The following is a 26,219-nucleotide window of genomic DNA, read 5'->3' as shown; positions in this document are numbered from 1 at the left end:
GGCCCGTGTCACGGGCCGCTCGGCGAGTGCTGCTGTCGGGCTGATCTGGCCGCATCATGGAGGGGGGTCGATTTGCCCGCCTATGTAACTCCGGCTTGTCTCGGGTACGGGAGGTCGTCATGCACACTCCGGACCGCTACCGGTTGATCTTCACCCATCAGGAATCAGGCGTCGGCGTCATCACCGACGAGGTGGTCGTCGAACGGACCGACACCCTTGGACCGGGCGGGAACCCGGTGTACTGCGACCCCACCGGCATCCTCCGCGCCGAGATCAGCACAGCGGGGGAAGTGCGGATGCTGGCCAGCGGCGGCTACCAGTCGCCGATGGTGCCCACCGCCGAACCACTGCCCTGACCGTCCGGCCTGGCCCGCGACGAGCCGGTCGCGGGCCAGGTCAGTATGGCCAGGGCGCCGAGCGTGAGCACTCCGCCGAACAGGAACGTGCCGCGCACCCCGGCGGTGTGGAGCAGGGCGCCGCCGGTCAGCGCACCCGCCGCGACGCCCACGTTGAAGGCGGCTGAGTTCGCCGCCAGGGCCAGTTCCGTGCGCCCGGGTGCGACATGGAGGACCTGGCTCTGCGTGGCCATGAAGACGGGTCCCACCGAGGCGCCCAGCAGCATCAGCAGGGCGACGGCCGCCACCTGGCTGCGCCCGCCGCCCAGGTACAGCCCGAGCAGCGCCACCGCCTGGGTCGCCACCGGGACCGTCAGGGTTGCGCGCGGGAAGCGGTCGAGGAGCGGGCCTGCCGCCGAGACGCCCGCGATGCCCGCCGTCCCGAACGCCAGCAGCACGGCGCTGACCGAATCCCTGGAGAATCCGCTCACCTCGTCGAGGAAGGCGACGACGTACGTGAATCCCGCGTAGGCGCCGGTGACCGACAGCGCGGTGGTCGCCAGCACCACGGCGAACCGGCGGACGTCGGGAGTCGTTCCGTACGCCGCGTGCCCCTCGTCCGGGCGCGAGGTCGGCAGCAGGACGGCGACGGCGACGAGCGCGACGAGGCCGAGCGCGCCGAGCACCACGAAGGGTGCCCGCCAGCCGCTGTGCCCGCCCAGCCAGGTACCGGCCGGAACCCCGAGCACCGTGGCGAGCGAGCCCCCGACGGACAGCAGCCCGATCACCCGCCCGCGCCGCTCGGGCGGGAACAGCCCCACGGCGACCGGACCCATGACCGCCCAGAACAGCGCCTGGGCCAGCGCGGTCGCGATCCGTGCCGCGAGCAGGAAGCCGTACGAGACACCGCTCAGCGCCGACATCCAGCTGGCCGCCACGAGCAGTCCCAGCAGGCCCGACAGCAGTTGGCGGCGAGGGACCGACCGGGTCAGGTGCGCGACGGGCAGCGAGACGACGGCCACGGTCAGGCCGTACCCGGTGACCAGCAGTCCGACGGAGGAGAGCGACACGCGCAGGTCGTCCGCGATGAGCGGGAGCAGTCCGACGGGCAGATTCTCCGTGGTGTTGAAGGTGAACGCGGCGAGCATGAGCGCGGCGACGACGGCGGCTCTGCGCCAGGCGGTGAGACGAACGCTCGCCATCCACGAGCCTTTCTGCGAAGGGGTGTTGAGGGGGTGCTGAAGGGGGGCGCGGGCGGCCGGATGCGGCCACGGGCCAGCCTGCGGGGTCGCCGCGCGGCCCACTACTCTTTCGGCTGGAGCCGAATCGCCCCTCCCGACCCCGTGAGCTCGGCCGAAGACCCGTCGGAGACTGTTTTGCCGCTGACCCTGCACCTCGGCACCGGCGATCTGACGCGCTGCCGGTTCGCGGTGTCCCCGCTCTGCCAGACGCACGAGGCGCTGCGCATGCTGCGGCGCCCGGACCGGCACGCCTTCCACCGGGACTGGCTGCGGCGCGTGCGCGACATCGTGGCGGGCCTGGAGCTGGCGGAGCTGTGGCTGTTCATCCCCCGCAAGGGCGGTTACACCCCGGACTTCCTCGGACCGCCGCCGCGGACGCCGAACGCCTCCTTCGAGGAGGAGCTGGCCCTGATGCGCGCCACCGACCCCGCCATGGCCCGTACGGAGCTGGCGCGTTCGCTCGCCTGCACACCCGGCGCCGCCGCATCTGCGTACGGGCGGGCGGCGTTGGAGGACCCGGCGGGCACCGTGCGACGCCTCGCCGACCTCACCGAGCGGGCCTGGCACGCGCTGCTCGCGCCGGACTGGCCCCGCCACCAGGCGCTCCTGGAGTCCGATATCGCCTACCGCTCACGGCAGTTGGCGGACGGCGGCCTCGAGGCGCTCTTCGGCGACCTGCACCCGGAGATCGAGTGGGTGGACGACACCCTCACTTTGCGCGGGTACGCCGACCTGAAGGAGGCGCAGGGGCCCGACGGGCGGGGTGTACTGCTGATGCCCAGTGTCTTCGTACGGCCGGACGTGGTGAGCGGCTTCGCCCGGCCCTGGCAGCCGACGGTGATCTATCCGGCCCGGGGCACGGGCGGCCCGCCTACCGGGGCGGCACCGGCCGAGGCGCCCGCCGCGCTGGCCCGGCTGCTCGGACCCCACCGCGCCGCCGTCCTCGTCGGTCTCGACGGTCCCGCCTCGACCACGACCCTGGCGGACCGCCACGGTCTGGCCCTCTCGTCCGTCTCGTCCCACCTCTCGGTGCTGCGCGAGGCCGGGCTGCTGGTGTCGCACCGACAGGGGCAGTACGTCCTCTACGAGCGCACGGCGCTGGGGGACTCGCTGGCAGCCGGGGCCCGATGAGCTACGGGGCGCCCTTGCAGGTGACCGTGAAGTGCGCTCCGTCGGGGTCGGTCAGGATGGCCTCGGTCGAGCCGAGGCCCTGCTGGTGGGCCGTGCCACCGTGGGCGCGGGCGGCGCGGGCGGCGGCCTCGACGTCGTCGACGGTGAAGTGGATCTGCCAGTGCGGCCGGATCGTCGGGTCGGGCGCCGCCTCGACCGCGCCGGAGTGGATACGGGCCACGACGTCGCCCCGGCTGCGCAGGACGACCTCGTTGTCCTCGTAGCGCACCTCGCAGGACCCGGGGGCCGGGGACGCCCACTCCAGGACCTCCGCGTAGAAGATCGCGGCGTCGAAGGCGTCACGGGTGTGCAGCCGTACGAAGACCGGTGCCGCCCGGCGCCACTCCTCCCAGCCGGCCACCAGCTCGCCCTCCCAGATGCCGAACACCGCTCCGTCCCGGTCGGCCAGCAGGGCCGCCCGGCCCGGCGGGAACGAGATCGGCCCCACCGCGGTCGTACCCCCGCGCTCCTGACTGCGGGACACGGTCTCGTCCGCACTCGCCACCGCGAAATACGGCGTCCACGTGGCCATCCTCGCTCCGATGCCGGACATCGCCGAGACGCCGGCGACCGGCACCCCGTTGGCCCGGGCGAACCGGTAGTCCCTGCCCAGCCTGCCCGTGTGCCACTCCCAGCCCAGCACGGCGTGGTAGAAATCCTGCGCGGCCCGCAGATCGCGTGTGGCCAGGCTGACCCAGCAGGGCGCTCCGAACACCGAGTGGCTGGAGACAACCGCGCGGTCGAGTGTTCCGTCGCTCTTCATCGCTGTACCGTCCTGACCTCACTGGCCGGCAGCGGCTGGAGACGAGTACTCCGGGATGTCGGTGGCGTACGGCACGCGACCGGCACCCGCCCAGCCCGGGGAGGCCTTCCGCACCGGAAGGCCTCCGACGGCTCAGGAGTACCCGCGAATCCGCTGTCTCATCAGCTCCAGCATCCCCCGCCTCGGCCTCCGACGCACCATAAAACGACATAAGCGGGCATAAACGGATCTATCCCAGGGGTCGCTCGAAGGTCAGGAGCAGCCCCTCCACCGCGCCGGGGCCTATGCGGCCCTTGACGTCGGCGGACGTGATCGCCTTGAGCGCCCAGCCGTCCCCGGCGTGCTTGTTCAGAACCTTCTCCAGCTTGTCGCTGTCCAGCGCGTCGCCGATGAGCGACTCCCGGAAGGTGACGACCTTGTACTCGTACGTGTAAGCGTTGCTCATGACTGCGGGGTTCTCCTGCGGTTCGAACGGTATGGCCGCGCCCACCCAATCACTGTTCGATGCCGTGGCACAGGGGAGGGGCCGGTCCGTACGGATACCTTTGGCGAAGCTTCATGGAGGGTCGGTCCGGGCATGGGGAAGGACCGGCCGGGCGGAGGGAACTCATGGACAAAGTACCGGGCAACGGCCACATACGCGCGACCGAAAAGCCTTCCGGAGGCACCGCCACAGGCGAAGAGGGCGCGGACGGCTTCGCCGGGCTGCGGGCGCGCGACTTCGGTTACCTCGACGAGGGCGGCCACACCTACCTCGACCACACGGGCGCCGGGCTTCCGCCACGCTCGCTCGTCACGGGGAGTGCCGAACGCATCACCGGCGGGTTATTCGGCAACCCGCACTCCGAGAGCCCGGCCTCCCGTGCCTCGGGAGTGCTGCTGGCGGAGGCCCGCCGCGCGGTGCTGCGGCACTTCGGCGCGGACCCCGCCGAGTACGCCGTGATCTTCACGCCCAACGCCACGGGCGCGCTGCGCCTGGTCGGCGAGGCGTATCCGTTCGCGCGCGGCAGCAGGCTGGTGATGTCACTGGACAACCACAACTCGGTCAACGGTCTGCGCGAGTACGCGCGGGCCAAAGGCGCCGCGACGGCGTACGTCCCCGTGAGTGGGCCCGGGCTGCGGATCGACGAGGAACGGCTGTGGGACGCGCTCACCGCGCGCGGACGCGGTCCCGGGCGTCAACCGAGCCGCCTGACCCGCCTGGGGCGGCGCGGTGGCGGGGGGCCGCGCGGGCTGCTGGCCTACCCGGCCCAGAGCAACTTCACCGGTGTCCAGCATCCGCTGGAGTGGATCGCGCGGGCGCAGGAGCACGGCTACGACGTCCTCCTGGACGCGGCGGCCTTCGTGCCGACGAACCCGCTCGACCTCGGCCGGTTCCACCCGGACTTCACCGTGGTCAGCTGGTACAAGGTCTTCGGCCACCCCACCGGCATCGGCAGTCTGATCGCCCGCCGGGAGGCCCTCGCCAAGCTGCGCCGGCCCTGGTTCTCGGGTGGCACGATCTACGCGGTCAGCGCGCAGGCCCAGTGGCACGTCCTCGCCGACGACGAGGCGGCCTTCGAGGACGGCACGGTGAACTTCCTGTCCGTCCCGGACGTCACCGCCGGGCTGGAGTGGATCGACCGCGTCGGCATGGACCGGGTGCACGCCCACGTCACCGCCCTCACCGGCCAACTCCTCACCGGCCTGCGCGCGTTGCGCCACAGCGACGGTTCCCCGATGGCCCGCGTGTACGGCCCCTCGGACGCCGGGGCGGCCCGTGGCAGCACGGTCGCGCTCAACCTGTTGGGCGCGGACGGCCGGATCATCGACGAACGCGTCGTCACCCGGGACAGCGCCGCGCGCGGCATCTCCCTGCGGACCGGCTGCTTCTGCAACCCGGGTGCCGGCGAGGCGGCGTTCGCACTTCCGTTGCGCCGGCTGCGCTCGGCAGCGGGCAGGCAACTCGGTTCGATGGAGGAGTACTTGGACCTGCTGCGGCTGCCTTCGGCCGGTGCCGTCCGCATCTCCCTGGGCGTGTCGTCCCAGACCAGGGACATCGAGACGTTCCTGAAGTTCGTGACCCAGACCTACCGCGACCGGGTGCCGGGGGTGACGGGGCTGGCGGCTCGGGTGGGGTGCTGAGGGTCTGGCTGGGGTGACAGTCGTCGTGGACCTGGACGCGCCCCGCGGACGCCGCTGCCGGGTCACCGAAGCCGCCCGTGGCCTCCGGGCCCCGGCGCTCAGCGGCCCGCCCGGCTCCGCACCGCGCCCTCCCGGCACTTGCGCACCAGGACCGCCCACGTCGCCGCGAGGAACAGCACCGCGAACCCCGCGAGGATCAACCAGCCGCGGCTCGCCGGATGACCGAAGGAGTCCCCGTACGAGTCCAGCAGCGGCGGTCCCAGGGGCGACGCGCCCGCGTGCCACAGCGACTCCAGGCCGACCCCGCTGCCCAGTGCCTCGAACGCCCACCGGTTGGTCATCGCCCAGCTGATCGCCTCCCCGGCACCGGTCATCCGCGGCACCGGCACGAACGCCCCCGAGAACAGCACCTGCGGGAAGCACAGCAGCGGCAGCATCAGCGTCGCCTGGCCGGGCTCCGTCACCGCGGCCGAGGCCAGCAGGCCCAGCGCGAGGGCCGCCGCCGAGGCCAGCACGCTCGACACGAACAGCGAACCGTACGTGTCCCATCCCGCCGCGGGCAGTCGGTCCAGCGCCCGCAGCACCACCAGCAGCAGTACGTCGGCGACCGCGAGCACCGGCAGCATGGTGGTCAGCTTCGACGCGACATAGGGACCGATCCGCAGCCCCGCCAGCCACTCCCGGCGCAGCACGGGCAACTCCGTGCAGATCTGCAGCAGCCCGTACGTCAGGCCGAAGAAGAACGCGCCGAACGCGATCCAGAACATGATCATCGCGGTCGATCCGGGGTCGGGTGCCGCGCGATCGAAAGCGCCCGCCCGGAACAGCACCGCGAACATCGCCACGATCATCACCGGCGAACCGGCAAGGACGGCGACGGAGAGCCGGTTGTGCAGGAGGAGCGCGGTGCCGCGACGGGTGAGCAGCGCCCATTGGCGCAGGGCACCGACACGCCGGACGGGAGCCGGAGGTGACGGTGTGTCGGCTGGGCGTACGTCGTCCGGCGGCGCGGCGCGTTCGACGCGTACGCCCTGGGCCACCTCCTCGTACACCTCCTCCACCGTGCCCACCCCGAACGCCCCGCACAGCGAACCCGGTTCACCGGCGTACGCGACCTCACCGTCGGGGGAGAGGAACACCACCTGGTCGCCGCGGAGCAGATCGGCGAGCGTGTGAGTGGTGAGGACGACGGTGGTGCCGTCCTCGGCCAGCGCACGCAGGGTCCGCAGCAGGGCGGCACCGGTCACCGGGTCGAGCCCGGAGGTGGGCTCGTCGAGGAAGAGCACGCGGGGGCGGGTGAGCAACTCGGCGGCGATGCTGGCCCGTTTGCGCTCCCCGCCGCTCAGCGCGCGCACGGGCGTGGCCGCCCGGGAGGAGAGACCGAGCGCCTCCAGGACCCGGTCCACGCCCGCCGCGACGGACTCGGGCGTCGTGCCCGGCTGCATGCGCAGACCCGCCGCGTACACCAGCGTCCGGCGCAGCGCCAGCTCGCGGTGGATGATGTCCTCCTGCGGCACGAACCCGAACTCCGGCCCCGGTGAGCCGGGTTGCGTCCCGTCGTGCAGGACCGTCCCCTCCGTCGGCGCGCGCAGCCCGGCGAGCGTCTGCAAGAGGATCGTCTTACCCGCCCCGCTGCTCCCGGCGATCACGGTGAGCCGCCCGGGCGCGACGTCGAGGGACACGTCGTGCAGGACGTTCCCAGCGCCGTGTATGCGCTGTCCCACCGAACGTGCCCGTATGCGCAGGCCGTTGACCGAGGTGGCGGAGGTTTCGGTGGAACTGGACGGCTGTATGGGCGTCGGCATGGGTGCAGCATGCCAGGGGGTGGCGCACCGCGCGGCCCAACCGTACGCGCACGCCCCCGCAGGACGCGGCGATGCGCGCGGCCTACCCCGGCGTCGCGAACCCCGGCGACCGGGCCGGCCCCGGGCGATGGACGCCGCGCGGCCGGTACGCGAGCCGGTCCGCCACGCCCACCAGATCCGCGAGCAGCCATACGATCGCGAGCCACATCTCGGTGCCCTGGAGCCCCGGCTCGCGGCCCGGACCCCCTCCGCCCTCGCCCGCGGGACCGAAACCGAATCCGGCGCCGTCCCGCCACCGCCCCAGCGCACGCGTCAGCTGTTCCTCGGCCCACGCCCGCACCTCGGCCGCCCGATGCCCGCCGCGCCGTCCCGCGAGCCACAGGGGGTGGGCCACGTCCAGCACGTTGCAGGCGTTCTCGCGGCCGGCCGCGAACCAGCGCTGATCGCGGCCATGGGCCAGTACGGTGTCCACGACCCGCTCCGCGTACGGCACATCGAGCCCGAACTGGGCGTAGGAGCCCCGGGTGAGCCGGTAGTAACCGTTGACCAGCTGCAACCGGCCCGCGGCGGGCGACCCGGCGGTACCCCACATCCCCGTCCACGGGTCCACCCGTGTGGTGAGCCAGCCGAACAGCGCTTCCAGCGTCCCTGGCTCCCCGTCCTCGACGCCGAGTTCCAGATTGCGATGGGCGCCGGTCGCCCAGCAGTCCACCCACGCGCCGGCGGACCAGGTCCGCGTCCGCCACGGCAGCGACTCCAGCCGCGCGAGCAGCTGACCGACCGTCATGCGCCGTACCACGTGCACTGGTTGGGCGAGGCGGGAGCCCAGCAGGTCCAAGGCGTAGCCCACGGCCAGCACGTGGTACTCGGCGGTGCCGTCATCGATCCAGCCGTCGGCGGCCGGGGCGGGAAGCACCCCCGCACCGCCGTCCGGAGCGAACTCGGGCACCAGCCCACTTCCCGGATCCTGAAGGGCGCGCAGCCGCGCGGCGTGTTCGTCGGCGGCGAACTGCTCCGGAGGGGAGCCCAGCAGCAGGTCGGCGATCTCGACGGCGTCGCAGTGTGCTCGAACGGTCGCGGGAGCGCCCGGTCGGTCGGCGTAGCGGCCGGTGTCTGGGTTCCAGCATCGGGCGACGAGATCGGCGGCCTGCGCCCGGGCCCGGTCCGCGAACCGGGCGACGGCGTCCCCCAAGTCGTCCGACGGGTGCCCCGGGTGGTTGCCTGACAGGTCGTCCGAGAGTCCGCCTGGCAGGTCGCCCGAGGCCGGTCGATCCCGTCGTGGTCCGCCCTGGGCGCGGCGATCGCGCAGGGGGCGGGCCGGGTTGCCCGCCGCGACCGTCCACGGCGCGAGATCCTTGGTGACGACCGCGCCCGCGCCCACGACGCAGTGGTCGCCGATCGTCACCCCGTCCAGTACGACGACGTGCGAGCCGATCCACACGTCGTCGCCGACGGTGATGCCCTTGCTGGTGAGGGGCTGCCGGTGCACCGGCCGGTCGGGGGCGAAGCCGTGGTTGAAGCCGAGCAGCGAACTGTGCGCGCCGATCCGGACCCCGTCGCCGAGGGTGATCCGGCCCCGGACCGTGGCGTACGGGTTGACCGTGCAGTCGTCGCCCGCGGTCACCTCACCGGTGACGTAGGCGTGCCCGGCGATGTAGGAGTCGGTGCCCAGGCGGAGTGCGTCGGTGAAGACGCCGGCGGCCGGAGAGACGTAACAACGCGGCCCGAAGCGCGCGCCTGATTCCGCCAGCCGTCGCTGGTGCGCGTCCTGCGCGGCCCGCTGCCCGGCGGAGGCACGGCCCACGAAGTCCCAGGGGCAGTAGGCGAAGTAGGCGTCATCGAGAGCGGTTTCCGCGTCCATCGCACGGGAGTCTAGAGAGCGCTTGCGGTCCGGGCAACGGCAGTCGATGTCGCCTCAGCGCGCTGCCGCCTCCGCGCGACGCGGCTCTTCCGTGAGCTGCGGCTCTTCCGCGAGTTGCGGCTCCTCCACGCGACGCGGCCGACATCGGCGGGAATCGGCCCGGGCTACGACCGCACACCCCGTGATGGTGTACCGCCGCAGCCCGGAACACTCCGTGGGACCCGCGTCGGAGCACCCGCGGGCTCCCCCATCCCCGCGGCGTGACGACCGGTCCGCACGTCGTGTCGTGATCCTGCAATCCCCGGCCATTCATGTCAACTGCTCTAGCCGAGTACGGCTATTGGAGTATCCTCCGCTCTGGCCGGCCGGACCCGGCAGCGGCTAGAGTCTCGGAAGTCAACGTGCGGTTCCCCCCGTCCGACACCAGGAGAGCTGCCGGTGAGAGAAACGCCCCGAGCGCTCGCCGAGACCCTCAGGCGGATCGGCTCCCTCGTCGGGGACGGGCAAAGCCGTGACGACGTGCTCGACGTGGAACAGCTCTCGAACGAAAGCGGCGTCCCGCGAGACGTCGTCCGGATGCTCCTGGACGGCGAGGAACCACCCGCCGAGGACATCACCGACCGGATCGTCCGCCGCATCGTCCACCTGCGCGAGACACGCCTGCGCCCCGACGGGACCCGTCACTCCTACGACGAGATCGCCGCCTCCTACGGGGCCTCCCGGGCATCCCTGTCGAACCTCGTCAACAGCCGCCGGAAGACACCCTCGTCGCAGATGCCCTCGTCGCAGATGCCTTCGCAGCAATCGCTCTCACAGCAGTCGCCCTCGGAACAGGTGTCCTCGCACCAGACGGGGGAGCGGCGCCCGGCCCGCTCCGGTGGCCCCTTGGCGTCCACCCAGGCCGGCATCGAGACGTTCTTCTTCGGCCAGCCCAACGGCTGGCTCTCCGCCGAACCGCGGGCCTCGCTCGACCACGCTCTCCAGTCCGTCCTGCGCGGCCTGGAGGGAGAGGCGGCCGATCCGATGGCTCGGCTGCGCAATACGCACGGACTGAGGGAGTTGGCCGCGCGTGCCCCGCAATTGGCCGAAGAAGAGCTTCAGTTGGTGACTGACTGGATCGACACCATCCTGCAGCGCAGAAACGCTCAGCGGATACGGGGTCCGGAATCGGACCGTGCGCACACCGAAGGGCACTGATCGTGGGGCAACCCGGTCGTACGCAGGCGCGTCGCCGCCTGGGGCGGGAAGCCCATGCCGCGCCGTCCGCCGGGCGCGGCCACCGGCAGGCGTCCTGCGCGGGGGCCGGAGCGCGTGCGGAACGCATCGGACGCGCCAGTCCCGGATGCGCGTGTATCCCGTTTGATCGGTATTTGATCCCCCGCAGTTTGCTGCACACCGCAGACCCTGGCGTGGCCGACAAGGCACCTTGTTTGGCATATTGACAGGCCGAGTCGGACGTACCTTCGGCCGGGGGGTGCAGGCAAGGTGGGATCGGCGGGCGTCGTGCGACGGTGCCCCATGCTGAAGTGGTTCGCGGGGGAGAGCGGTGCGCACAGGCAGAGCCAAGGAGATGCGGAACCTGATCGGCCAGTTGGCCGACGGAGTGAGCCTGCCCGTACCCGCCGCTCCGGACGCGCTGTTCGACGCGCTCATCGCCGTGGTCGCCGGCATCAGGGGGCGTGAGGTCGTCCTCCTCAAAGAGGAGTTCCCGCACCGCACCGCCACGGGACTGTGGCTCGACATGCCGGACCACGACATCGTCCTCGTCGACAAGCGGGCGGCGCCCGTCCACCAACTCGCCATCCTCTGCCACGAGATCTGGCACATGATCAAGGGCGATTGCGGCCACCACGCCGCCGGGATCCCCGTCGCCGCACGCGTGCTGAGCGACCGGGCCGATGTGCAGCGGACGGTGAGGGCCGTGGCCGCGCGGACCGAGTTCCACGAACGGTCGGAGCAGGAAGCCGAGACCTTCGCCCTGCGGGCGGTGACGCAGCTGCGGATCTGGCTGGAAGGGGAACCGGACAGCCTCGCCACGGACCGGTCCCAGATCGCCGGCCGGATCGGCGCCTCACTGGGACACCGCCGGTCCCAGGTCTGAGCCGTGAACGCCTCGCGCTACTACATACCCGCGCTGGCCCTGTGGGCCGGCCTCGGAATGAAACTGCCGGATCTGATCCGAACCTGGCGCGACCCCCTGGTCCGTTCGGTCTGCTGGGTGATCTTCCTCGGCGGCGCCGGATTCCTCTTCGCCGCCCCGCCCACCGTCGCCGCCGTGAACAGAGCGAGCGGCATTCCGAACCTCGCCGCCCCGCTGGACTACGTCATCGTCAGCGCCTACAGCGCCGCCTGCCTGCTGCTGATCCTTCACTGGCGCGGCGGGCCGGCCGACCACGTACGCCGCCTCGCCCGACGCTGGCAGATCGGCTACAGCGTGCTGATCACCTTGATCGTCGTCCTCTTCATGGCCGGGGACGCCCCCGTCGAGCGCCGTACGGACCTCGACACCTACTACGCCACCACGCCCTGGATCGGGCAGATGATCGCGCTGTACCTGCTCGGTCACATCACCGCGGCGGTGGCCACCACGGCGCTGTGCTGGCGCTGGGCGCTGGAGGTGCGCGGATGGCTGCGGGCCGGACTGTGGCTCCTCGTGGCCGGATGGCTGCTGAACCTGTCCTTCAGCACCCTGAAACTGACCGCGGTGGCGGCGCGGTGGGCCGGCGGGGACTGGGACGTACTGAGCACCAGCCTGGCGCCCGGCACGGCGAGCCTGGCCGCCACCGTCGCCACCGTCGGCTTCACGGTGCCGCTGTTCGGGCCGCGGCTGGGCCTGCTCTGGCGCACCGTGGTGACCTGGCGGCGGCTCGGCCCGCTGTGGCACGAACTCGGCGGCGCTTCCCCCGGGAGTCCGCTCGCCGCTCCGATCCCCTGGTATTCGTCGTACGCCGTGCGGCTCACCCGGCGTGAGGCCGGCATTCAGGACGGACTGAACCTCCTTCGCCCGCATCTCGACGACCGGATCCGGGCCCGGGCGCAGTCAGCGGCTCGGTCCGCGGGACACGGCGACGAGGACGCCTCCCGCATCGGCCTCGCCGCGATGATCGCCGCCGCCGTTCGGGTCCACCCCGACGGCGGGCCCGCCGAAACCGCCGTACTCGACCACTCCGCGGGCCTCATGGCGCGCGCCACCTTGATGGGCGTGGCGCATGCGTTGCGTACGTCGCCCATCGTCGCGGCGGCCCGCGCGGCCGCCGCGGCCCCCGCTGACGAAAGAACCCCGTCATGAGCCCGCGCGGCGTGCCTCCGCGCCGGCCCGTCCCGCCACCGGACACGTCACGGTGGGCCACGGCGCCCTTTCCGCCGTCCGATCGACCGGTTCCCCGTACATCCCCGGAAGGCAGGCAGGCCTAGTGGACAGCGGCATCGTCTTCTACATACCCGGCGTTCTTCTCCTGGTCGCCGCGGGACTGAAGCTGTCGGCGGGCACGGGCCTGTGGCGGGATTCCCTGGTCGCGCCGAGCAACGCGATCCTGCTGGTCGGCTCCGCCGTGTGCGTGCTGTCCGCCCCGCCCACGATCCGGTACGTCAATGACGCGACCGGCGTCGCGAACTTCAGCGCCCCGCTGGTGTACGCCGGCATGACGGCGCTCAGTGCGAGCTACCTCGTCCTCATGATCCGGTGGAAGGGCGGCCTCCCTGAGACGCAACAGCGCGCCGCCCGGCTCGTACTGGGCGTCTACGCACTGGTCATCGCGGGAATCTGGGTCCTGTTCGGCCTGGCCGAGGTCCCCGTGGAACGGACCCAGGACCTGGACACGTACTACGCCAACACGCCCTGCATGCGGGAAATGATCGTGCTGTACATGGTCGCGCACACGGCCGCCACCATCGCTCTCGCCGTCATGAGCGTGAGCTGGCTGCGAGAGGTGCGCGGCGTGACCCGCGTCGGTCTGATCCTGCTCATCGTCGGCCTGACGTTCGACGCGGGCTACCAGATCGTCAAGTACACGGCGCTGGCCGCCCGCTGGAACGGCGGGGACTGGGATTTCCTCTCCACCGACGTGTCCCCACCGCTCGTCATGCTCGCGGGCGTCACCACCGCCGCTGGCTTCGCCGTCCCCCGGGTCGGGCCGCCGGCGGTCGACAATCTGCGCGCGTGGAAGCGCTACCGGCTCCTGAAGCCCCTCTGGGCGGAGCTGCAGACGCTGCGCGCGCCGACCGAGGGGATCATCCGCTGGTGGGATCCGCCGGTCGTGCGCCTGGCACGCCAGGAGATCGCCATCTGGGACGGCGTTCTGGCCTGCGCGCCCTATCTCGATGACCAGGTGCGCACGACCGCGTACGCCGAGGCCGTGGCGTCGCTCGCCGCCGATGGCGCCTCCGGAGTCCGATCACCGCACCAGGCCACGGTGGTGGCCGAGGCGGCCATGCTGGCCGCGGCCCGTGTACAGGTCCTCCAGGACGGTCGCGCGGAGGTACCGGCGAGAGCGGGAACCCTGGAGTCCATCTCCAGACCGCAACGGATGGTTCTGCTGTCGCGCGCGCTGTCCTCGTCCCCGATCGTCGCCCAAGCACGACGGCAGGCCGCCGCCCGTTGGGCCGCCGGCCGTGACTGAGACTCCCGCTCCCCGCAACAGAAAAGAGTGCACCCTATGTCGTCGTCTGCCAGAATTGCCTCCCGCCGTACCGCGGTGGTCATCGGAGGGGGCATGACGGGCATGCTCGCCGCGGCCGTGCTCGCCGACTTCGCAGACGTGCGGATCATCGAACGCGATGTGCTGCCCGATGGGCCACACCCCCGTAAGGGACTGCCGCAGGCCCGCCATGCCCACGTGCTCTGGTCCGGCGGCGTGAAAGCCCTCGACGACCTCCTGCCCGGCATCGTCGGTCAACTCGTCGACCAAGGCGCCCACACACCGCGCATCATGGCCGACCTGGTGTCCAAGGCCCCCTCGGGGCAGTGGTTCCGCAGATTCACCCACGCTCGCCACACCAACCTCCTGTGCAGCCGTGACCTCCTCGACGCGGTGATCCGCACCAGGGTTCTGCGGGACCACCGCATCACCCTCCTCCAGCAGACCGAACTGCTCGCTCTGCTGGGCGACGGGGACCGGGTGACCGGCGTCCGTGTACGTGCGGATGAGTCCGAGACATCCCTCCCGGCCGACCTGGTGATCGACGCGAGCGGACGTGCCAGCCGTGCCGCCGTCTGGCTGCGGGAACTGGGACTCCCCGAGGTCCAGGAGCGTACGGTCGACGCCGGTATCGGCTACGCCAGCAGGATCTACCGCGCACCCGGCAGCACCGCGGACGGCTTTCCCATCGTCAACGTCCAGGCCGATCCCCGCCGGATCCCCGGCCGGGGCGGTGTCATCGTGCCCATAGAGGGCGGCCGATGGCTCGTGACGCTCTGTGGATCCCGCGGCGGGCAGCCCAGCAGCGACAACGACGCGTTCCTGCCCTTCGCCCTGAGCCTGCCGCACCCCGTCATCGGTGAACTGCTCGCGAACGCGAAACCCGAGACTGACGTGATCACCACTCGTAGTACCGCCAACAAGCGGCGGTACTACGAGAGAGCCGCCCGCTGGCCCGAAGGCTTCGCCGTGCTCGGCGACGCCGTCGCCGGCTACAACCCCGTCTACGGCCACGGGCTGAGCGCCGCCGCGCAGAGCGTGATCGCCCTGCGCCGCGTCCTGCGGCAACAGGACCTCGGCGCACCCGGTACCGCCCGGCGCGTCCAAAAGGCCGCGGCACGGCCGGTCGAGAACGCCTGGAGTCTGGCCGTGGGCCAGGACGTGTTCTACCCGGACGCCAGCGACCAGCCGCCCACCCGGCTCGAACGGACCCTCGCCGCCTTCGTCGACAAGGCCGTCGACGCCGGCTCGCGCAACCCCCACGCCCTGCGCATCCTCCTGGACGTGATGAGCATGGAAAAGCCACCCGCCCGACTGCTCATGCCCGACATGCTCGCGCTGGTCTACCTCGGCCGGAAGACGCCGCCCCTGGAAGGCCCGCCCCTGACACCGTACGAGCGCGAAGCCGCCTCGTGACGTGTCGGCCGCTTCCTGCGCGGGATCGCCCGCGCAGGCGACGAGCGGCTCAAGGCGATGTCAGGAGCCGCCGGCGAGCCATGGCATCGGGTCGGTGTACGTTCCGTCGACGAGTACCTCGAAGTGGAGGTGTGGGCCGGTCGACAGGCCGGTCGAGCCGACGAAACCGATCACCGTTCCGGCGTCGACGCTCTGGCCCGAGGTGACCTGAAGGGCCGACAGATGGTTGTACGTCGTCTCCAGCCGTTTCCCGCCGATGGTGCCGTGATCGATCACGATGCGGTTGCCGTAGGCCTTGGTCATCGCCGCGAACACGACCTGTCCCTGCCGTGCGGCGGATATCGGAGCCCCCTGGGCCGCCGCGAAGTCGACGCCCGTGTGCAGCTTGGTCACACCGGTGAGCGGGTGCTGGCGTGTGCCGAAGGGTGAGGTGACCACGAGAGAGGTGAGCGGCGGTGCCAGCACCGCCCTCGCCGTCCCGCTGCCGGAACTCCCGCTCTCCACCCGGTCGTACGTCTTGTAGCGCGGGAACAGCGCCTTGACCTCGGTGACGTAGGTCTGCGCCTTCGTGGGGACGTGCCCCGCCCGGGTCACCTCGTCCGTGCCCACCGTGTAGGCGGCGAGGGTGAGGTCGAGGGGCTCTCCGGTGACCGTTCCACGGGTTTTGAGACGGGTGACCTTCTTGGCGAGAGCGCAGTCCTCGCGGGCGAGTGCCACGATGGCGTCCACCGGGTCGCGGGGCGAGGAGTGTTTGTTGCCGTCCTCGTCCTTGCCCCAGGTCCGCCACTGCGCGTCGGTGAACCCGGCGATCCCCGTCTCACCCGAGAGCGTGGCGAAGTCCGTGTCCCAGCTGGAGCGTTGTTCGATCTGGGCCGCGAGGACGGACGGCTTCAGGACCGTGCACGTCTTGGCCGCCGCACGCAGCCAAGGGACGTAGGCATCCTCGACGTGCTCGGCGACCGCGCCGTCCGCGACCACCGCGCTGTTCGTACTCGGGTCCGGCGACAGAAGCGTGGTCAACCGGCCCGTCGCCGTCAAGAACACGGCGACCCCCACCACGGCGGTCAGCCCCGGCAGGACCAGCAGCGTGAACGGTCCGGGGCGGCGTCTGCGTCGGGTGCGCGCGGCCCCGGGCTCGGGTGGCGACTCGGGGGTCCTGATACTCACCAGGGGACGCTAGCGTTTCGTCCGCCGGACTTCAGGAGGAGCAGAGGCAAGGTCACGTGCCCGTTCGGGCAGACCGCGACGGGCGACGAAACCCGTCGCGGCGCTCATGTGGTCCTTCCTCGGCCCGGAGCGAGCGCGTCGATCCACTCGCGCACGGCCCGGGCCGTCGTCGGGGCGTTCTCCTCCAGCACACCGAGATGGCTGCCGGGGGCGTCCACCGTGTCGTGGGGGAGCGGCCAGGACGACCGCCACCGTTGCGGCATGTCCGGCAGTGGCTCGCAGGCGCGCACCAACAGGGTGGGAACCTGCGTGGGTCGAGGGTCCCAGCCACGGAACATACGGGTGTACGCGCCCAGCGCCAGCAAGGTCAGATCGTCCACCACGCTGTCGAACCGCTCGCCGACGGCCGCGGGGATCCGGGCGGGCATCGCCAGCAGCCAGGGCTCGGCTTCCCGATCGGGGGTGACGTGGTACGAGTCCACCAGCACGAGTCCGGCCGGGGGCGCGCCGTCGGCTGCCAGCCGGGCAGTGAGCGCGTGGGCGGCCGAACCGCCCATGGAGTGGCCCACGACGATGTAGGGGTGGTCGCCGAGGTGCCGCCGGACGGTCGTGGCGTGCAGTGCGGCCAGCGTCTCCAGGTCCCGCGCCACGGCGACTCCGGTGTCGACGCCGGGGTGGCGCAGTTCGAAGACGTCCCGCTCGCCGTCGAAGGGGGCGGCGAGCCCCGCGTACCAGGGCCGACCGAGGTTGGTGGCGAAGCCGGGAACACAGACGAGTGCCGGACCGTCCGCTCCCGAGGCCAGTCGCAGCGGCGGTATCGCGTGCAGGGCACTCTCGTCGTGGCCGAAGGTGGGTGCGGCGAGGGACGCGCTCACGAGGAGGTGCATCGCGGAGACGACGTCGCCCGTCTCGCAGACCCGCCGGTAGAGGGTCGGCAGCGACCTGCCGGTTGCGCGCCGGCGCTCAACCGTCGGGACGTCGGGGCGGGTCGGTTCATGACGCCGATCGCCCTCCGGCGGCCCGGCGGCAGCGGCGTCGTCGGCCAGGGCGCCACTCAGCTCGGCGTACACGTGATCCGCGAGCTGCTCCGCGCTCGGCCAGTCGTACGCGACGGTGGTCGCCAGCGGGATCCCGGCGAGCAGGCTCAGCCGGTTGCGCAGCAGGACGCTCATCAGCGAGTCGAGACCCAGCTCTGGGAAGTCCCGGTCGACGGCCTCGGCCTGCGCATGCCCGAGCACCGTGGCGACCTCGGCCCGGACCAGTTCCACCAGGGCGGGCGCCCGCTCGGACGACGGCAGTGCCGCGAGGTGCTCCCGCCAGGCCCCGGCGACACCCTCCGGCTCCACCACCCCCTCTTCCCTCCCGCTCACCACTCCGTCAACCGCCGCGGACGAGGCCGTCGGCCGGGCAGGGCGCAGCAGCCCCCGCAGCGGCGGCGGAACCGGTGTCCCGGGGGGCAGCGCTGCCGGCGAGCGGTCCAGCGGCAGCGGTGCGAGGACCGACTCCGAGCCGCCGAGCGCTGCGTCGAACAGTGCCAGCGCCTGTTCCGGGGAGACCGCGCGCACCGCCCCGCCGTGCACCCGGCCCGCGCGCGCCGCCATCCCGTCGTCGTCGGCCCAAGGGCCCCAGGCCAGGGACAGCGCGGGCAGGCCGAGGGCGGTGCGGTGACGGGCCAGTGCGTCCAGGAAGGAGTTCGCTGCCGCGTAGTTGGCCTGGCCGGGATTGCCCAGCAGCCCGGCGGCCGAGGAGAACAGTACGAACTGCGACAGCGGCAGATCCTTCGTGAGCTCGTGCAGTTGCCAGGCCGCGTCGGCCTTCGGACGCAGTACGGCCGCCAGCCGCTCGGGGGTCATCGCTTCCAGCACGCCGTCGTCCAGGACCCCGGCCGCATGCACCAAGGTGCTGAGGTCGGGCCCGAACTCCTTGATGAGGGACGTCAGTTGATCCCGCACGGTGATGTCACAGGCCACCAGGTCCACCCGCGCCCCGGCGCCTTCGAGCGCGGAGCGCAGAGCCTGCGCCCCCCGCGCCCGCTCTCCCTGTCGGCTGACGAGCACGAGATGCCGTACGCCGTGCCGATCGACCAGATGCCGGGCCAGCAGCGCGCCCAGGGAGCCGGTGCCGCCCGTGACCAAGACGGTGCCCCGGCCGAGGGAGCCGTCCGCCGCCGCCCCGGGAGTGGTCACGAGCCGAGGGACACTCAGCAAGCCGTCCCGGATGGCCAGTTGGGGTTCGCCTGTGCCGAGGGCGGCAGGCAGTACCCGTAGCGACTCGGGCCGGCCGTCCACATCCACGAGCGTGAGGCGACCGGGGTACTCGGCCTGCGCGGCCCGCAGCAACCCCCAGACCGTCGCGACGGGCAGGTCCGGTGCCGCATCGGCGGCGCCACGCGTGACCACGGCCAGCCGCCCGGAACCGGCGAGCCGCGCACGCAGCGGATCCAGTGCGCGTACGGCCAGCGCGTGGGCCGCGGCGGCGGGGTCGGTCCCCTCGTCGGCGCGGGCGGACAAGGACACCACGACCACCTCCTGAGCGTCCGCAGACGGGGACGCCGTGTCCCGCTGCGGCAGGAATGCGGCCAGCCCCAGGTCGTCGGGTTCCTCCACCGCGACGGCAGGTCCCTCGCCGACAGCCGGAACGCCGGTCCACCGCAGCTTGTACAGCTCTCCGACCGGGGCGACACCCTCCTTCGGCACAGGTCGGGTCGTCATCGACTCCAGCCGGGCCACGGGCGCACCCGAGGGCGTGGCGAGGTCGAGGCCGACCGTGTCCGGGCCGGTGTTCCTGATGCGTACGCGCAGCGCCGTGGCCCCGGCCGCGTGCAGCGTCAGGCCCTGCCAGGCGAACGGGAGTCGGGCCGGTCCGCAGGGCGGTTCGGCAAGCAGTCCCGCATGCAGGGCGGCGTCCAGCAGCGCCGGGTGGAGGGCGTGACGCCTGGCCTCCGGGAGTGACACCGGGCCGACTTCGGCGAACAACTCCTCGCCTCGCCGCCACAGGGCCGTGACTCCACGGAACGCCGACCCGTACGCGAGACCGGTGGCGGCCAGCCGTTCGTAGGCGCCGGTGAGATCCACGGGCGTGGCATCGGGCGGCGGCCACGCGCCGAACGGGGTCGGGCGCTCCAGCGCACCCGGAACCGCGGGTCCGAGCCGACCGGTCGCATGGTGCGTCCAGGCGCCGAGCGCACCGGACTCCTCCGGCCGCGCGTACACGTCCGCCGTGCGCCGCCCGGCACCGTCCGGCTCTCCCAGGGCCACCTGGACCTGGATCCCCTCGTCGTCGGCGGTGGGGAGGAACAGCGGGGTGAGAAGGGCGAGATCCTCCAGTACGGCGACACCGCACGCGTCACCGGCGTGGAGCACCAGATCGGCGAACGCGGCCCCGGGCACCAGGGTGTGGCCGCCCACGACATGGTCGCGCAACCACGGCTGGGCCGCGCCGGACAGCCGGCCACCGCACAGCACACGCTCCGTGCCCGGCACGGTCACCGGCTGGGTGAGCAGCGGATGGCCCGCATCGGCTGCCGTGTCGGTGGTGGGCTCGGACAGCCAGTAGCGCTGCCGCTGGAAGGGGTAGGTCGGCAGGTCCACCCACCGGGCGCCGCTGTCCGCGTACACCCGTCGCCAGTCCACCGGCACACCGTGGACATGGAGTCGACCGAGCGCGTCGAACAGCGTTCGCGGCTCCGGGGCGCCCCGCCGGGCGGCGGCCGTGAACAGCGGGTCCTTGCCGCTCTCGGCCAGAGCTGTCGTGGCCTGGGTCGTGAGGTGCGCGTCCGGCCCGATCTCGGCGAACGCGGTCACCCGCCCGTCGTACGCCAGCCAGCGCAGGGCGTCCCCGAACCGCACGGCCTCGCGGGCGTGCCGTACCCAGTACTCGGCCGACCGCAACTCCTCTCCGGCGGCCGGGCGTCCCGTCAGCCCCGACACCACCGGAATGCGGGCCTGACCGTACGTCAATCTGCCGACGACACGGCCGAATTCGGCGAGCATCGGGTCCATGAGCGGGGAGTGGAAGGCATGGCTGACCCGCAGCCGGACCGTGCGGCGCCCGAGCGCGGCGAAGCGCCGGGCGAGCGCGAGGACGGGCTCCTCCACGCCGGAGACCACGACCGCCCGCGGGCCGTTCACGGCAGCGATGGCGGTCCCGTCGGTCAGCTCGCGGGTCACCTCCGCCTCGGTGGCGTCGAGCGCTACCATGGCTCCGCCCTGAGGCAGTTCCCGCATCAACCGACCCCGGGCCGAGACCAGTTCGACGGCGTCCCGCTCCGACAGGACGCCCGCGGCGTGCGCCGCCGCCGCCTCGCCGATCGAGTGACCGGCCAGGAAGTCCGGCCGTACGCCCCAGGACTCCAGCAGCCGGAAGGCGGACACCTCGAAGGTGAACAGGGCCGCCTGGGCGAAGTCCGTACGATCCAGCAGCGCGCTCTCGGCGGTGTCCCAGAGCACCGAGCGCAACGGGCGTTCCAGATGCGCGTCGAAGAGGTCGCACAAGGTGTTGAAGCTGTCGGCGAAGACCGGGAAGGCTTCACACAACTCCCGGCCCATTCCTGGGTGCTGGGCTCCTTGACCGGTGAACAGCAGGGCGGACCGGCCGGCGGAGTCCGCCGGGCGGGACGCCGCGGTCGCCGCCAGGGCGTCCAGGGCACTCAGCGTCCCCGCGCGGTCGTCGGCGGCGACGGCGGCTCGGTGGGGGAGTGCGGTCCGGGCGGTGGCATGAGTGAACGCCACGTCGACCAGGGCGAGTTCGGGGCACTCCCGCAGTACGGCCGCGGTCCGTGCGGCCTGCGCCCGCAGCGCGGCCGCATTCGCCCCGGTCAGGAGCAGCGGCGGTGTCGCCGCGCCGCGCCGGGAGGGTGCCGCGGCGACCGTGCCCGCCTCGGCCTCCTCCAGGATCACGTGCGCGTTGGTCCCGCCGATGCCGAACGCCGACACCGCCGCCCGTCGGGGCCGCCCGGGCTCGGGCCGCCACTCCTCGTCCCGGGTCAGCAGCCGTACGGCGCCCGACGACCAGTCCACCCGTGGCGACGGTTCGTCGGCGTGCAGCGTGCGCGGGAGTCGTTCGTGGTGCATCGCCAGTACGGTCTTGATGACACCGCCCACCCCGGCCGCCGCCTGGGTGTGTCCGACGTTCGACTTCAACGAGCCCAGCCACAGCGGACGTTGGGCGGCCCGGTCCTGCCCGTACGTGGCCAGCAGCGCCTGCGCCTCGATCGGATCGCCGAGCGCGGTGCCCGTGCCGTGCGCCTCCACCGTGTCCACGTCCGCCGGAGACAGTCCCGCGTCGGCGAGGGCCGCGTGGATCACCCTTTGCTGCGCGGGCCCGTTGGGGGCGGTCAGCCCGTTGGACGCACCGTCGGAGTTGACGGCCGAGCCGCGCAGCACGGCCAGGACCGGATGACCGTTGCGTCGCGCGTCGGACAGCCGTTCCAGCAGAACCAGCCCCACGCCCTCGCCCCAGGCGGTGCCGTCGGCCGCCGCGGAGAAGGGTTTGCAGCGCCCGTCCGGTGCCAGCCCGCGCAGCCTGCTGAACGCGATGAACGGGCCGGGCGAGGCCATGACCGTGACCCCGCCCGCGACGGCCAGCGAGCACTCGCCGTCGCGCAGGGACCGTACGGCCGTGTGCATCGCCACCAGTGACGACGAACACGCGGTGTCCACCGTCACGGCGGGCCCGCGCAGCCCCAGCGTGTAGGCGATCCGGCCGGAGGCGACGCTGCCCGCCGAACCGAGGGCGAGATGGGCCTCCAGTTCGTGTCCGCCGCGCTGCAGGAGGCGGCGGCCGTAGTCGGCGTGCATCACGCCGATGAAGACACCGGTGTCGCTGCCGCGCAGCCCGGACGGGTCGAGGCCCGCCCGTTCCAGCAGCTCCCAGCCGGTCTCCAGCAGCAGCCGTTGCTGAGGGTCGGTGGCCAGTGCCTCGCGCGGCGACATGTTGAAGAAGGCCGCGTCGAAGTCGGCCGCCCGGTGCAGGAAGCCGCCCCTGCGGGTGAGGGAGGTGCCGGGCCGGTCGGGGTCGGGATCGTACAGGTCGGCCGTGTTCCAGCCACGGTCGGTGGGGAAGTCCGAGGTCGCGTCGGTGCCGTCCGCGACGAGCCGCCACAGATCCTCCGGGGACTCCACGCCCCCCGGATAGCGGCACGCCATGGCCACGACGGCGATGGGCTCCCTGGGTTCCCCGGGCTCGACGCGGGGTCCGCCGCCGGATGTGCGCGCGGCGGCGGGCCTGCGGTCGCCGCGCAGCGTGTCGCGCACCAAGGCCGCCGCGGCAGCCGGCGTGGGATGGTCGAACACCAGCGTCGCCGGCAGCTCGAGACCGGTCGCCGTGCCCAGCCGGTCGCGCAACAGCACACCGCCGAGCGAGGTGAGTCCCTGTGCCGTGAAGGGGAGTGCGGGATCGAGCGACTGCGCGGGGACGTCGAGGGCGCGGGCGGTCTCGTCGAGTACCAGGTCCAGTACGGCGTCGGACGCGGCCGTCAGCCGCTCACGCAGCGCCGAGGACGCGGCCGCGCGTTCGGTGGCGAGCCGCTCCGTCAACTGCTCGGCGAGCGCCGGCCGGAGGATTTTGCCGGAGGGCGTACGGGGGATGACGGGGGTCGGGTAGATCTCGTCCGGCACCTTGAACCCGGACAGCCGCTCCCGGCAGTCGGCGAGCGCCCGCGCCGTGTCGAACCCGTCCGGTCCCGGGACGACGAAGGCGACGGGCACCTCGCCCAGCACGTCGTGCCGTCGGCCGACGACAGCGGCGTCGGCGATGTCGGGACGGGCCAGCAGCACATGTTCGACCTCGGACGGGTTGATGTTCTCCCCGCCCCGGATGATGAGTTCCTTGACCCGGCCGGTGACATGGAGATGGCCGTTGGCGCCGAGCCGGCCCAGGTCCCCGGTGCGGTACCAACCTTCGGAGAACGCCTTCGCCGTGGCGTCCGGACGATGGTGATAGCCCGTCATCAGTCCGGGGCCGCGGACCCAGATCTCCCCGTCGGCCCCGTCGGTGACCTCGGCACCGGTGGACGGATCGGTCAGCCGCACCGAGAGCCCCGGCAATGGAGGTCCGCTGGAGGCGTCGTCACGGGGTCCGTCGAGCCGCTGGACCGCGATCTTCCCACAGGTCTCCGTGGAGCCGTAGCCGTCGAGCAGGGGAGCGGCCAGGACACGGCCGACCTCCGCCTTCAACTCAGGGGGACAGGGTGCGCCCCCGGTGACGCACAGGCGCAGCGACGAGGACACCGGGGCCGCCGTCTCCCGCAGCGACTCCAGCAGAAGGCGATAGGTGGCGGGCACCCCGGCCAGAAGGGTGAACGGCTCGGCGGCCAGCGCCTGGGCGACGCTCGCCCCCGGGGCGAGGAGGCGCGCGCTCGCACCGACCGCGATCACTCCCATCAGGCACAGCGAGTGCGCGTAGGCGTGGAACATGGGCAGGGGCCACAGCAGTCGGTCCTCCTCCCGCAGCCCGTGCGCCGGCACGTAGGCCGCCGTCACCGACCACAGGGCGGCACGCTGGGTGGAGACCACGCCCTTGCTCTCCCCGGTCGTGCCCGAGGTGTAGAGAATCCACGCCGGATCGTCGAGACCGAGGTCGTCCCGGGGCGACACACCAGGATCCGTCCCGGCCAGGTCCTCGAAGGCGAGCGCGTCGGCGGGCAGGTCCTCGAGGGCGAACGGGTCGACGGGCAGGTCGCCCGTGCCGACGACGGCCACCCGTAACTCGGGCCGCCCGGCCGCCAGTCGGGCGACCCGGGGGGCGAGCGACTCCTCGGTGATCACCAGGACCGCGCCGCTGTCGTCGAGGAAATACCCCAGCTCCTCGTTCGACGCACCGGGGTTCAGCAGCACGCCGATGGCCCCGGCCCGCAGCACCCCGAGAAAGCTCTCCACGAGCTCCACCCGATTGCCCAGATGGATCGCGACCCGCTCCCCGCGCCGCACCCCGAGCCGCGCCAGATGCCCCGCCAGCCGACCGGTGCGCTCCTCCAACTCCCGGTAGGTGACGGCGCGGCGGCCGTCCTCGTAGGCGGTCCTGCCTCCCCGCCGAGCCGAGTGCTCCCTCAGAGTGCCGGGCAACGCACGCATCAACTCAGCCTGGAACTGGGCCATTTCCCACCCCTACGACTTCGACCGCAGACCATTCGCCGTAACCGTACGTCAGCCGAACCCCCGTTCAGCAGCGCTGCGATCCGGCGGCGCGTCGGCCGCCGCTCCACACCATCCCGCCTCCCAACCATCCCGCCTCCGACATTCCGGAGGCGGGGCCTTCTGGTTCAGTCCGAGCCCGGACCGGCGATGCGTTCGACACGCGGCTCGGCGAGCCTGGCGTAGTCCGCCCCGGACATGGCCAGCGAACGATCAAGGCGGGCGGCGTTGAAGTAGAGGCACGGACGCGCGACGACGTCCGGATCCGCGACGAGTTCGAGTCCGGGGTCGAAGCTGAAGGGCAGAACGGTGCCGGGGACGGCATGGGCCAGTCGCTCCGCCGTGGCAGCGTCGCAGAATCCGACGTAGCGGGCCGCGAACAGCGTACGGACGGCGTCGAGGTCCACACGCCGGTCCCCGGGGACGACCGCGAGCACGTGGCGAGTGACCCGCCGGTCGATCTTGACCATCAGGACGAGGCACTTGGCGGCTTCGGACACCGGGTGCCCGCGCAGTGCGCTGACCTTCTCGGTGGTGCCTTCCGGTTCGTGGTCAATGAGTTCGTACGAGGTCGCGGTGCTGTCGAGCAGGCCGATCAGACGCTCGTAGGTGCCGTTGTCCGACATGGGGACTCCTCGATGTGAGTGGTGCGGTGGGTACGTTCGATGTGCTGTCCCCAGTACGTTCCGGTGACCATGAGCGCGGCGCCGAGGGCGGCGAGGACGGTGAACCCTTCGCCGCCGAGGCAGACGCCCACCACGACCGCCCAGACCGGTTCGGTGCCCAGCAGCAGACTGGCCCGGCTGGCGGAGCTCTTCTGCACCGCCCAGGTCTGGGCGAGGAAGGCGAACACGCTGCAGAACAGGGCGAGATACACGAGCTGGCCCCAGACCGCGGCATCGACCCGAGTCAGCGTCGGCAGGGCGCTCGCGGCGGGCACGACGAACAGCGCTGAGCCGACCCCCGTCTGGACGGCCGTGAGCTGCAACGGCCGCACGACGCGGCCCTTCGTGAGCCGCCCCACGAGCGCGACATGCGCCGCGCGCACCACCGCGGCGGCGAGCATCAGCAGGTCGCCGGTCCCGGGAGTGTGGAAGCCGCTGCCGGACATGAGCAGGGTGACGGCCACCAGGCACACACCCGTGGCGGCGAAGAAGCGCGGCGGCAGCCGTCCGTTGTCCGTCGTGCGGTCCAGCAGCGGGGTGAGCACGATGGTGAGGCTGATGATCAGTCCGGCGTTGGCCGCGCTGGTGTGCGCGACACCGTACGTCTCCAGAACCAGGACGGTGGCCTGAGTGATCCCCAGCACAGTCCCGACACGTACTTCGTCGCGCGTGCAGCGCTCCTTGCGACGGCGGGCGGCGACGAGGGCGAGGCAGGCGATCGCGGAGATCGCGTACCGCGCGAACAGCACCACCAGGACCGGCAGGGCATGGGTGGCCGTCTTAGCGGCCAGGTAGCTGGAACCCCAGACGATGGCGACAAGGAGAAGCACTGCGTCAGTGCGGCGGGTGTGGAACACGCCCCTACGCTGCACTGTTCCCACCCTGAAGCCAAGAACGTTGTTC

At 72.3% G+C, this 26,219-nt stretch carries 17 protein-coding genes; 8 read left to right on the top strand and 9 right to left on the bottom strand.

All coding sequences use genetic code 11. The features are described from left to right. Nucleotides 1-119: 119 nt before the first annotated feature. Nucleotides 120-356, top strand: a complete 237-nt coding sequence (locus ACZ7M2_RS34430; protein ID WP_352052947.1) for a DUF6296 family protein — start codon at nt 120-122, stop codon at nt 354-356. Here ACZ7M2_RS34430 and ACZ7M2_RS34425 read toward each other — a convergent pair. Then, complete coding sequence (locus ACZ7M2_RS34425) at nt 314-1,537, bottom strand: MFS transporter (RefSeq protein ID WP_471598633.1); 1,224 nt, start codon at nt 1,535-1,537, stop codon at nt 314-316. The two genes, ACZ7M2_RS34430 and ACZ7M2_RS34425, sit on opposite strands and share 43 nt — an antisense overlap. 174 nt (nt 1,538-1,711) lie before the next feature. Between ACZ7M2_RS34425 and ACZ7M2_RS34420 the strand changes: the two genes are divergently transcribed. Then, nucleotides 1,712-2,707: a DUF5937 family protein gene (locus ACZ7M2_RS34420; protein ID WP_471598632.1), complete on the top strand. Its 996-nt coding sequence runs from the start codon at nt 1,712-1,714 to the stop codon at nt 2,705-2,707. A 1-nt stretch (nt 2,708) separates the two neighbouring features. On the opposite strand, the gene ACZ7M2_RS34415 is transcribed toward ACZ7M2_RS34420, so the two are convergent. After that, nucleotides 2,709-3,509, bottom strand: a complete 801-nt coding sequence (locus ACZ7M2_RS34415) for a VOC family protein (RefSeq protein ID WP_471598631.1) — start codon at nt 3,507-3,509, stop codon at nt 2,709-2,711. 229 nt (nt 3,510-3,738) lie between these two features. Beyond that, nucleotides 3,739-3,954: a DUF4177 domain-containing protein gene (locus ACZ7M2_RS34410; RefSeq protein ID WP_060898994.1), complete on the bottom strand. Its 216-nt coding sequence runs from the start codon at nt 3,952-3,954 to the stop codon at nt 3,739-3,741. 164 nt (nt 3,955-4,118) lie between these two features. Here ACZ7M2_RS34410 and ACZ7M2_RS34405 point away from each other — a divergent pair, with 164 nt between their 5' ends. Then, entirely contained in the window at nt 4,119-5,633 is a 1,515-nt protein-coding gene (locus ACZ7M2_RS34405) for an aminotransferase class V-fold PLP-dependent enzyme (RefSeq protein WP_471598630.1), read from the top strand. A gap of 98 nt (nt 5,634-5,731) precedes the next feature. On the opposite strand, the gene ACZ7M2_RS34400 is transcribed toward ACZ7M2_RS34405, so the two are convergent. Then, a complete protein-coding gene (locus tag ACZ7M2_RS34400) occupies nt 5,732-7,438 on the bottom strand; it encodes an ATP-binding cassette domain-containing protein (RefSeq protein ID WP_471598629.1) in 1,707 nt (568 codons plus the stop codon). 82 nt (nt 7,439-7,520) lie between these two features. Beyond that, nucleotides 7,521-9,299, bottom strand: coding sequence for an acyltransferase (locus tag ACZ7M2_RS34395; RefSeq protein WP_471598628.1), 1,779 nt, complete (start codon nt 9,297-9,299; stop codon nt 7,521-7,523). Between the two features lie 438 nt (nt 9,300-9,737). Here ACZ7M2_RS34395 and ACZ7M2_RS34390 point away from each other — a divergent pair, with 438 nt between their 5' ends. The 5 genes from ACZ7M2_RS34390 to ACZ7M2_RS34370 all read left to right on the top strand — a co-directional run bounded on the left by ACZ7M2_RS34390 (nt 9,738) and on the right by ACZ7M2_RS34370 (nt 15,352). Next, nucleotides 9,738-10,496: a hypothetical protein gene (locus ACZ7M2_RS34390; RefSeq protein ID WP_471598627.1), complete on the top strand. Its 759-nt coding sequence runs from the start codon at nt 9,738-9,740 to the stop codon at nt 10,494-10,496. 349 nt (nt 10,497-10,845) lie between these two features. Further along, nucleotides 10,846-11,400, top strand: coding sequence for a toxin-antitoxin system, toxin component (locus tag ACZ7M2_RS34385; protein ID WP_352050045.1), 555 nt, complete (start codon nt 10,846-10,848; stop codon nt 11,398-11,400). A gap of 3 nt (nt 11,401-11,403) precedes the next feature. Then, entirely contained in the window at nt 11,404-12,588 is a 1,185-nt protein-coding gene (locus ACZ7M2_RS34380; protein ID WP_471598626.1) for an MAB_1171c family putative transporter, read from the top strand. A gap of 124 nt (nt 12,589-12,712) precedes the next feature. Then, the gene (locus ACZ7M2_RS34375; protein ID WP_471598625.1) at nt 12,713-13,918 is read left to right on the top strand and encodes a DUF6545 domain-containing protein; all 1,206 of its coding nucleotides are present in this window, start codon (nt 12,713-12,715) and stop codon (nt 13,916-13,918) included. A gap of 36 nt (nt 13,919-13,954) precedes the next feature. Further along, nucleotides 13,955-15,352: an FAD-dependent oxidoreductase gene (locus ACZ7M2_RS34370; RefSeq protein ID WP_471598624.1), complete on the top strand. Its 1,398-nt coding sequence runs from the start codon at nt 13,955-13,957 to the stop codon at nt 15,350-15,352. 60 nt (nt 15,353-15,412) lie between these two features. Here the strand turns inward: ACZ7M2_RS34370 and ACZ7M2_RS34365 are convergent, their stop codons facing one another. The 4 genes from ACZ7M2_RS34365 to ACZ7M2_RS34350 form a co-directional block, all read right to left on the bottom strand. After that, nucleotides 15,413-16,513, bottom strand: coding sequence for a M23 family metallopeptidase (locus ACZ7M2_RS34365; RefSeq protein ID WP_471598654.1), 1,101 nt, complete (start codon nt 16,511-16,513; stop codon nt 15,413-15,415). A gap of 110 nt (nt 16,514-16,623) precedes the next feature. Further along, nucleotides 16,624-24,591: an SDR family NAD(P)-dependent oxidoreductase gene (locus tag ACZ7M2_RS34360; RefSeq protein ID WP_471598623.1), complete on the bottom strand. Its 7,968-nt coding sequence runs from the start codon at nt 24,589-24,591 to the stop codon at nt 16,624-16,626. Between the two features lie 188 nt (nt 24,592-24,779). After that, nucleotides 24,780-25,277 carry a YbaK/EbsC family protein gene (locus ACZ7M2_RS34355; RefSeq protein ID WP_471598622.1) on the bottom strand — a complete coding sequence of 166 codons (498 nt, stop codon included), beginning with the start codon at nt 25,275-25,277 and terminating at the stop codon, nt 24,780-24,782. Beyond that, nucleotides 25,247-26,173, bottom strand: a complete 927-nt coding sequence (locus tag ACZ7M2_RS34350) for a DMT family transporter (RefSeq protein ID WP_471598621.1) — start codon at nt 26,171-26,173, stop codon at nt 25,247-25,249. The genes ACZ7M2_RS34355 and ACZ7M2_RS34350 overlap by 31 nt, the downstream gene beginning before the upstream one ends. Nucleotides 26,174-26,219 lie beyond the last annotated feature (46 nt).

The organism is Streptomyces sp. NPDC111507 (genome assembly GCF_055638955.1).
The sequence above is the reverse complement of the archived record's forward strand: the minus strand, read 5'-3'. Positions and strand labels throughout refer to the sequence as shown.

Excerpts from the sequence above, each read along its gene's own strand:
- ACZ7M2_RS34395 (WP_471598628.1), bottom strand. The coding sequence starts at position 9,299 with ATGGACGCGGAAACCGCTCTCGATGACGCCTACTTCGCCTACTGCCCC.
- ACZ7M2_RS34370 (WP_471598624.1), top strand. The coding sequence starts at position 13,955 with ATGTCGTCGTCTGCCAGAATTGCCTCCCGCCGTACCGCGGTGGTCATC.
- ACZ7M2_RS34430 (WP_352052947.1), top strand. The coding sequence starts at position 120 with ATGCACACTCCGGACCGCTACCGGTTGATCTTCACCCATCAGGAATCA.
- ACZ7M2_RS34355 (WP_471598622.1), bottom strand. The coding sequence starts at position 25,277 with ATGTCGGACAACGGCACCTACGAGCGTCTGATCGGCCTGCTCGACAGC.
- ACZ7M2_RS34425 (WP_471598633.1), bottom strand. The coding sequence starts at position 1,537 with ATGGCGAGCGTTCGTCTCACCGCCTGGCGCAGAGCCGCCGTCGTCGCC.
- ACZ7M2_RS34410 (WP_060898994.1), bottom strand. The coding sequence starts at position 3,954 with ATGAGCAACGCTTACACGTACGAGTACAAGGTCGTCACCTTCCGGGAG.
- ACZ7M2_RS34400 (WP_471598629.1), bottom strand. The coding sequence starts at position 7,438 with ATGCCGACGCCCATACAGCCGTCCAGTTCCACCGAAACCTCCGCCACC.
- ACZ7M2_RS34405 (WP_471598630.1), top strand. The coding sequence starts at position 4,119 with ATGGACAAAGTACCGGGCAACGGCCACATACGCGCGACCGAAAAGCCT.
- ACZ7M2_RS34415 (WP_471598631.1), bottom strand. The coding sequence starts at position 3,509 with ATGAAGAGCGACGGAACACTCGACCGCGCGGTTGTCTCCAGCCACTCG.
- ACZ7M2_RS34360 (WP_471598623.1), bottom strand. The coding sequence starts at position 24,591 with ATGCGTGCGTTGCCCGGCACTCTGAGGGAGCACTCGGCTCGGCGGGGA.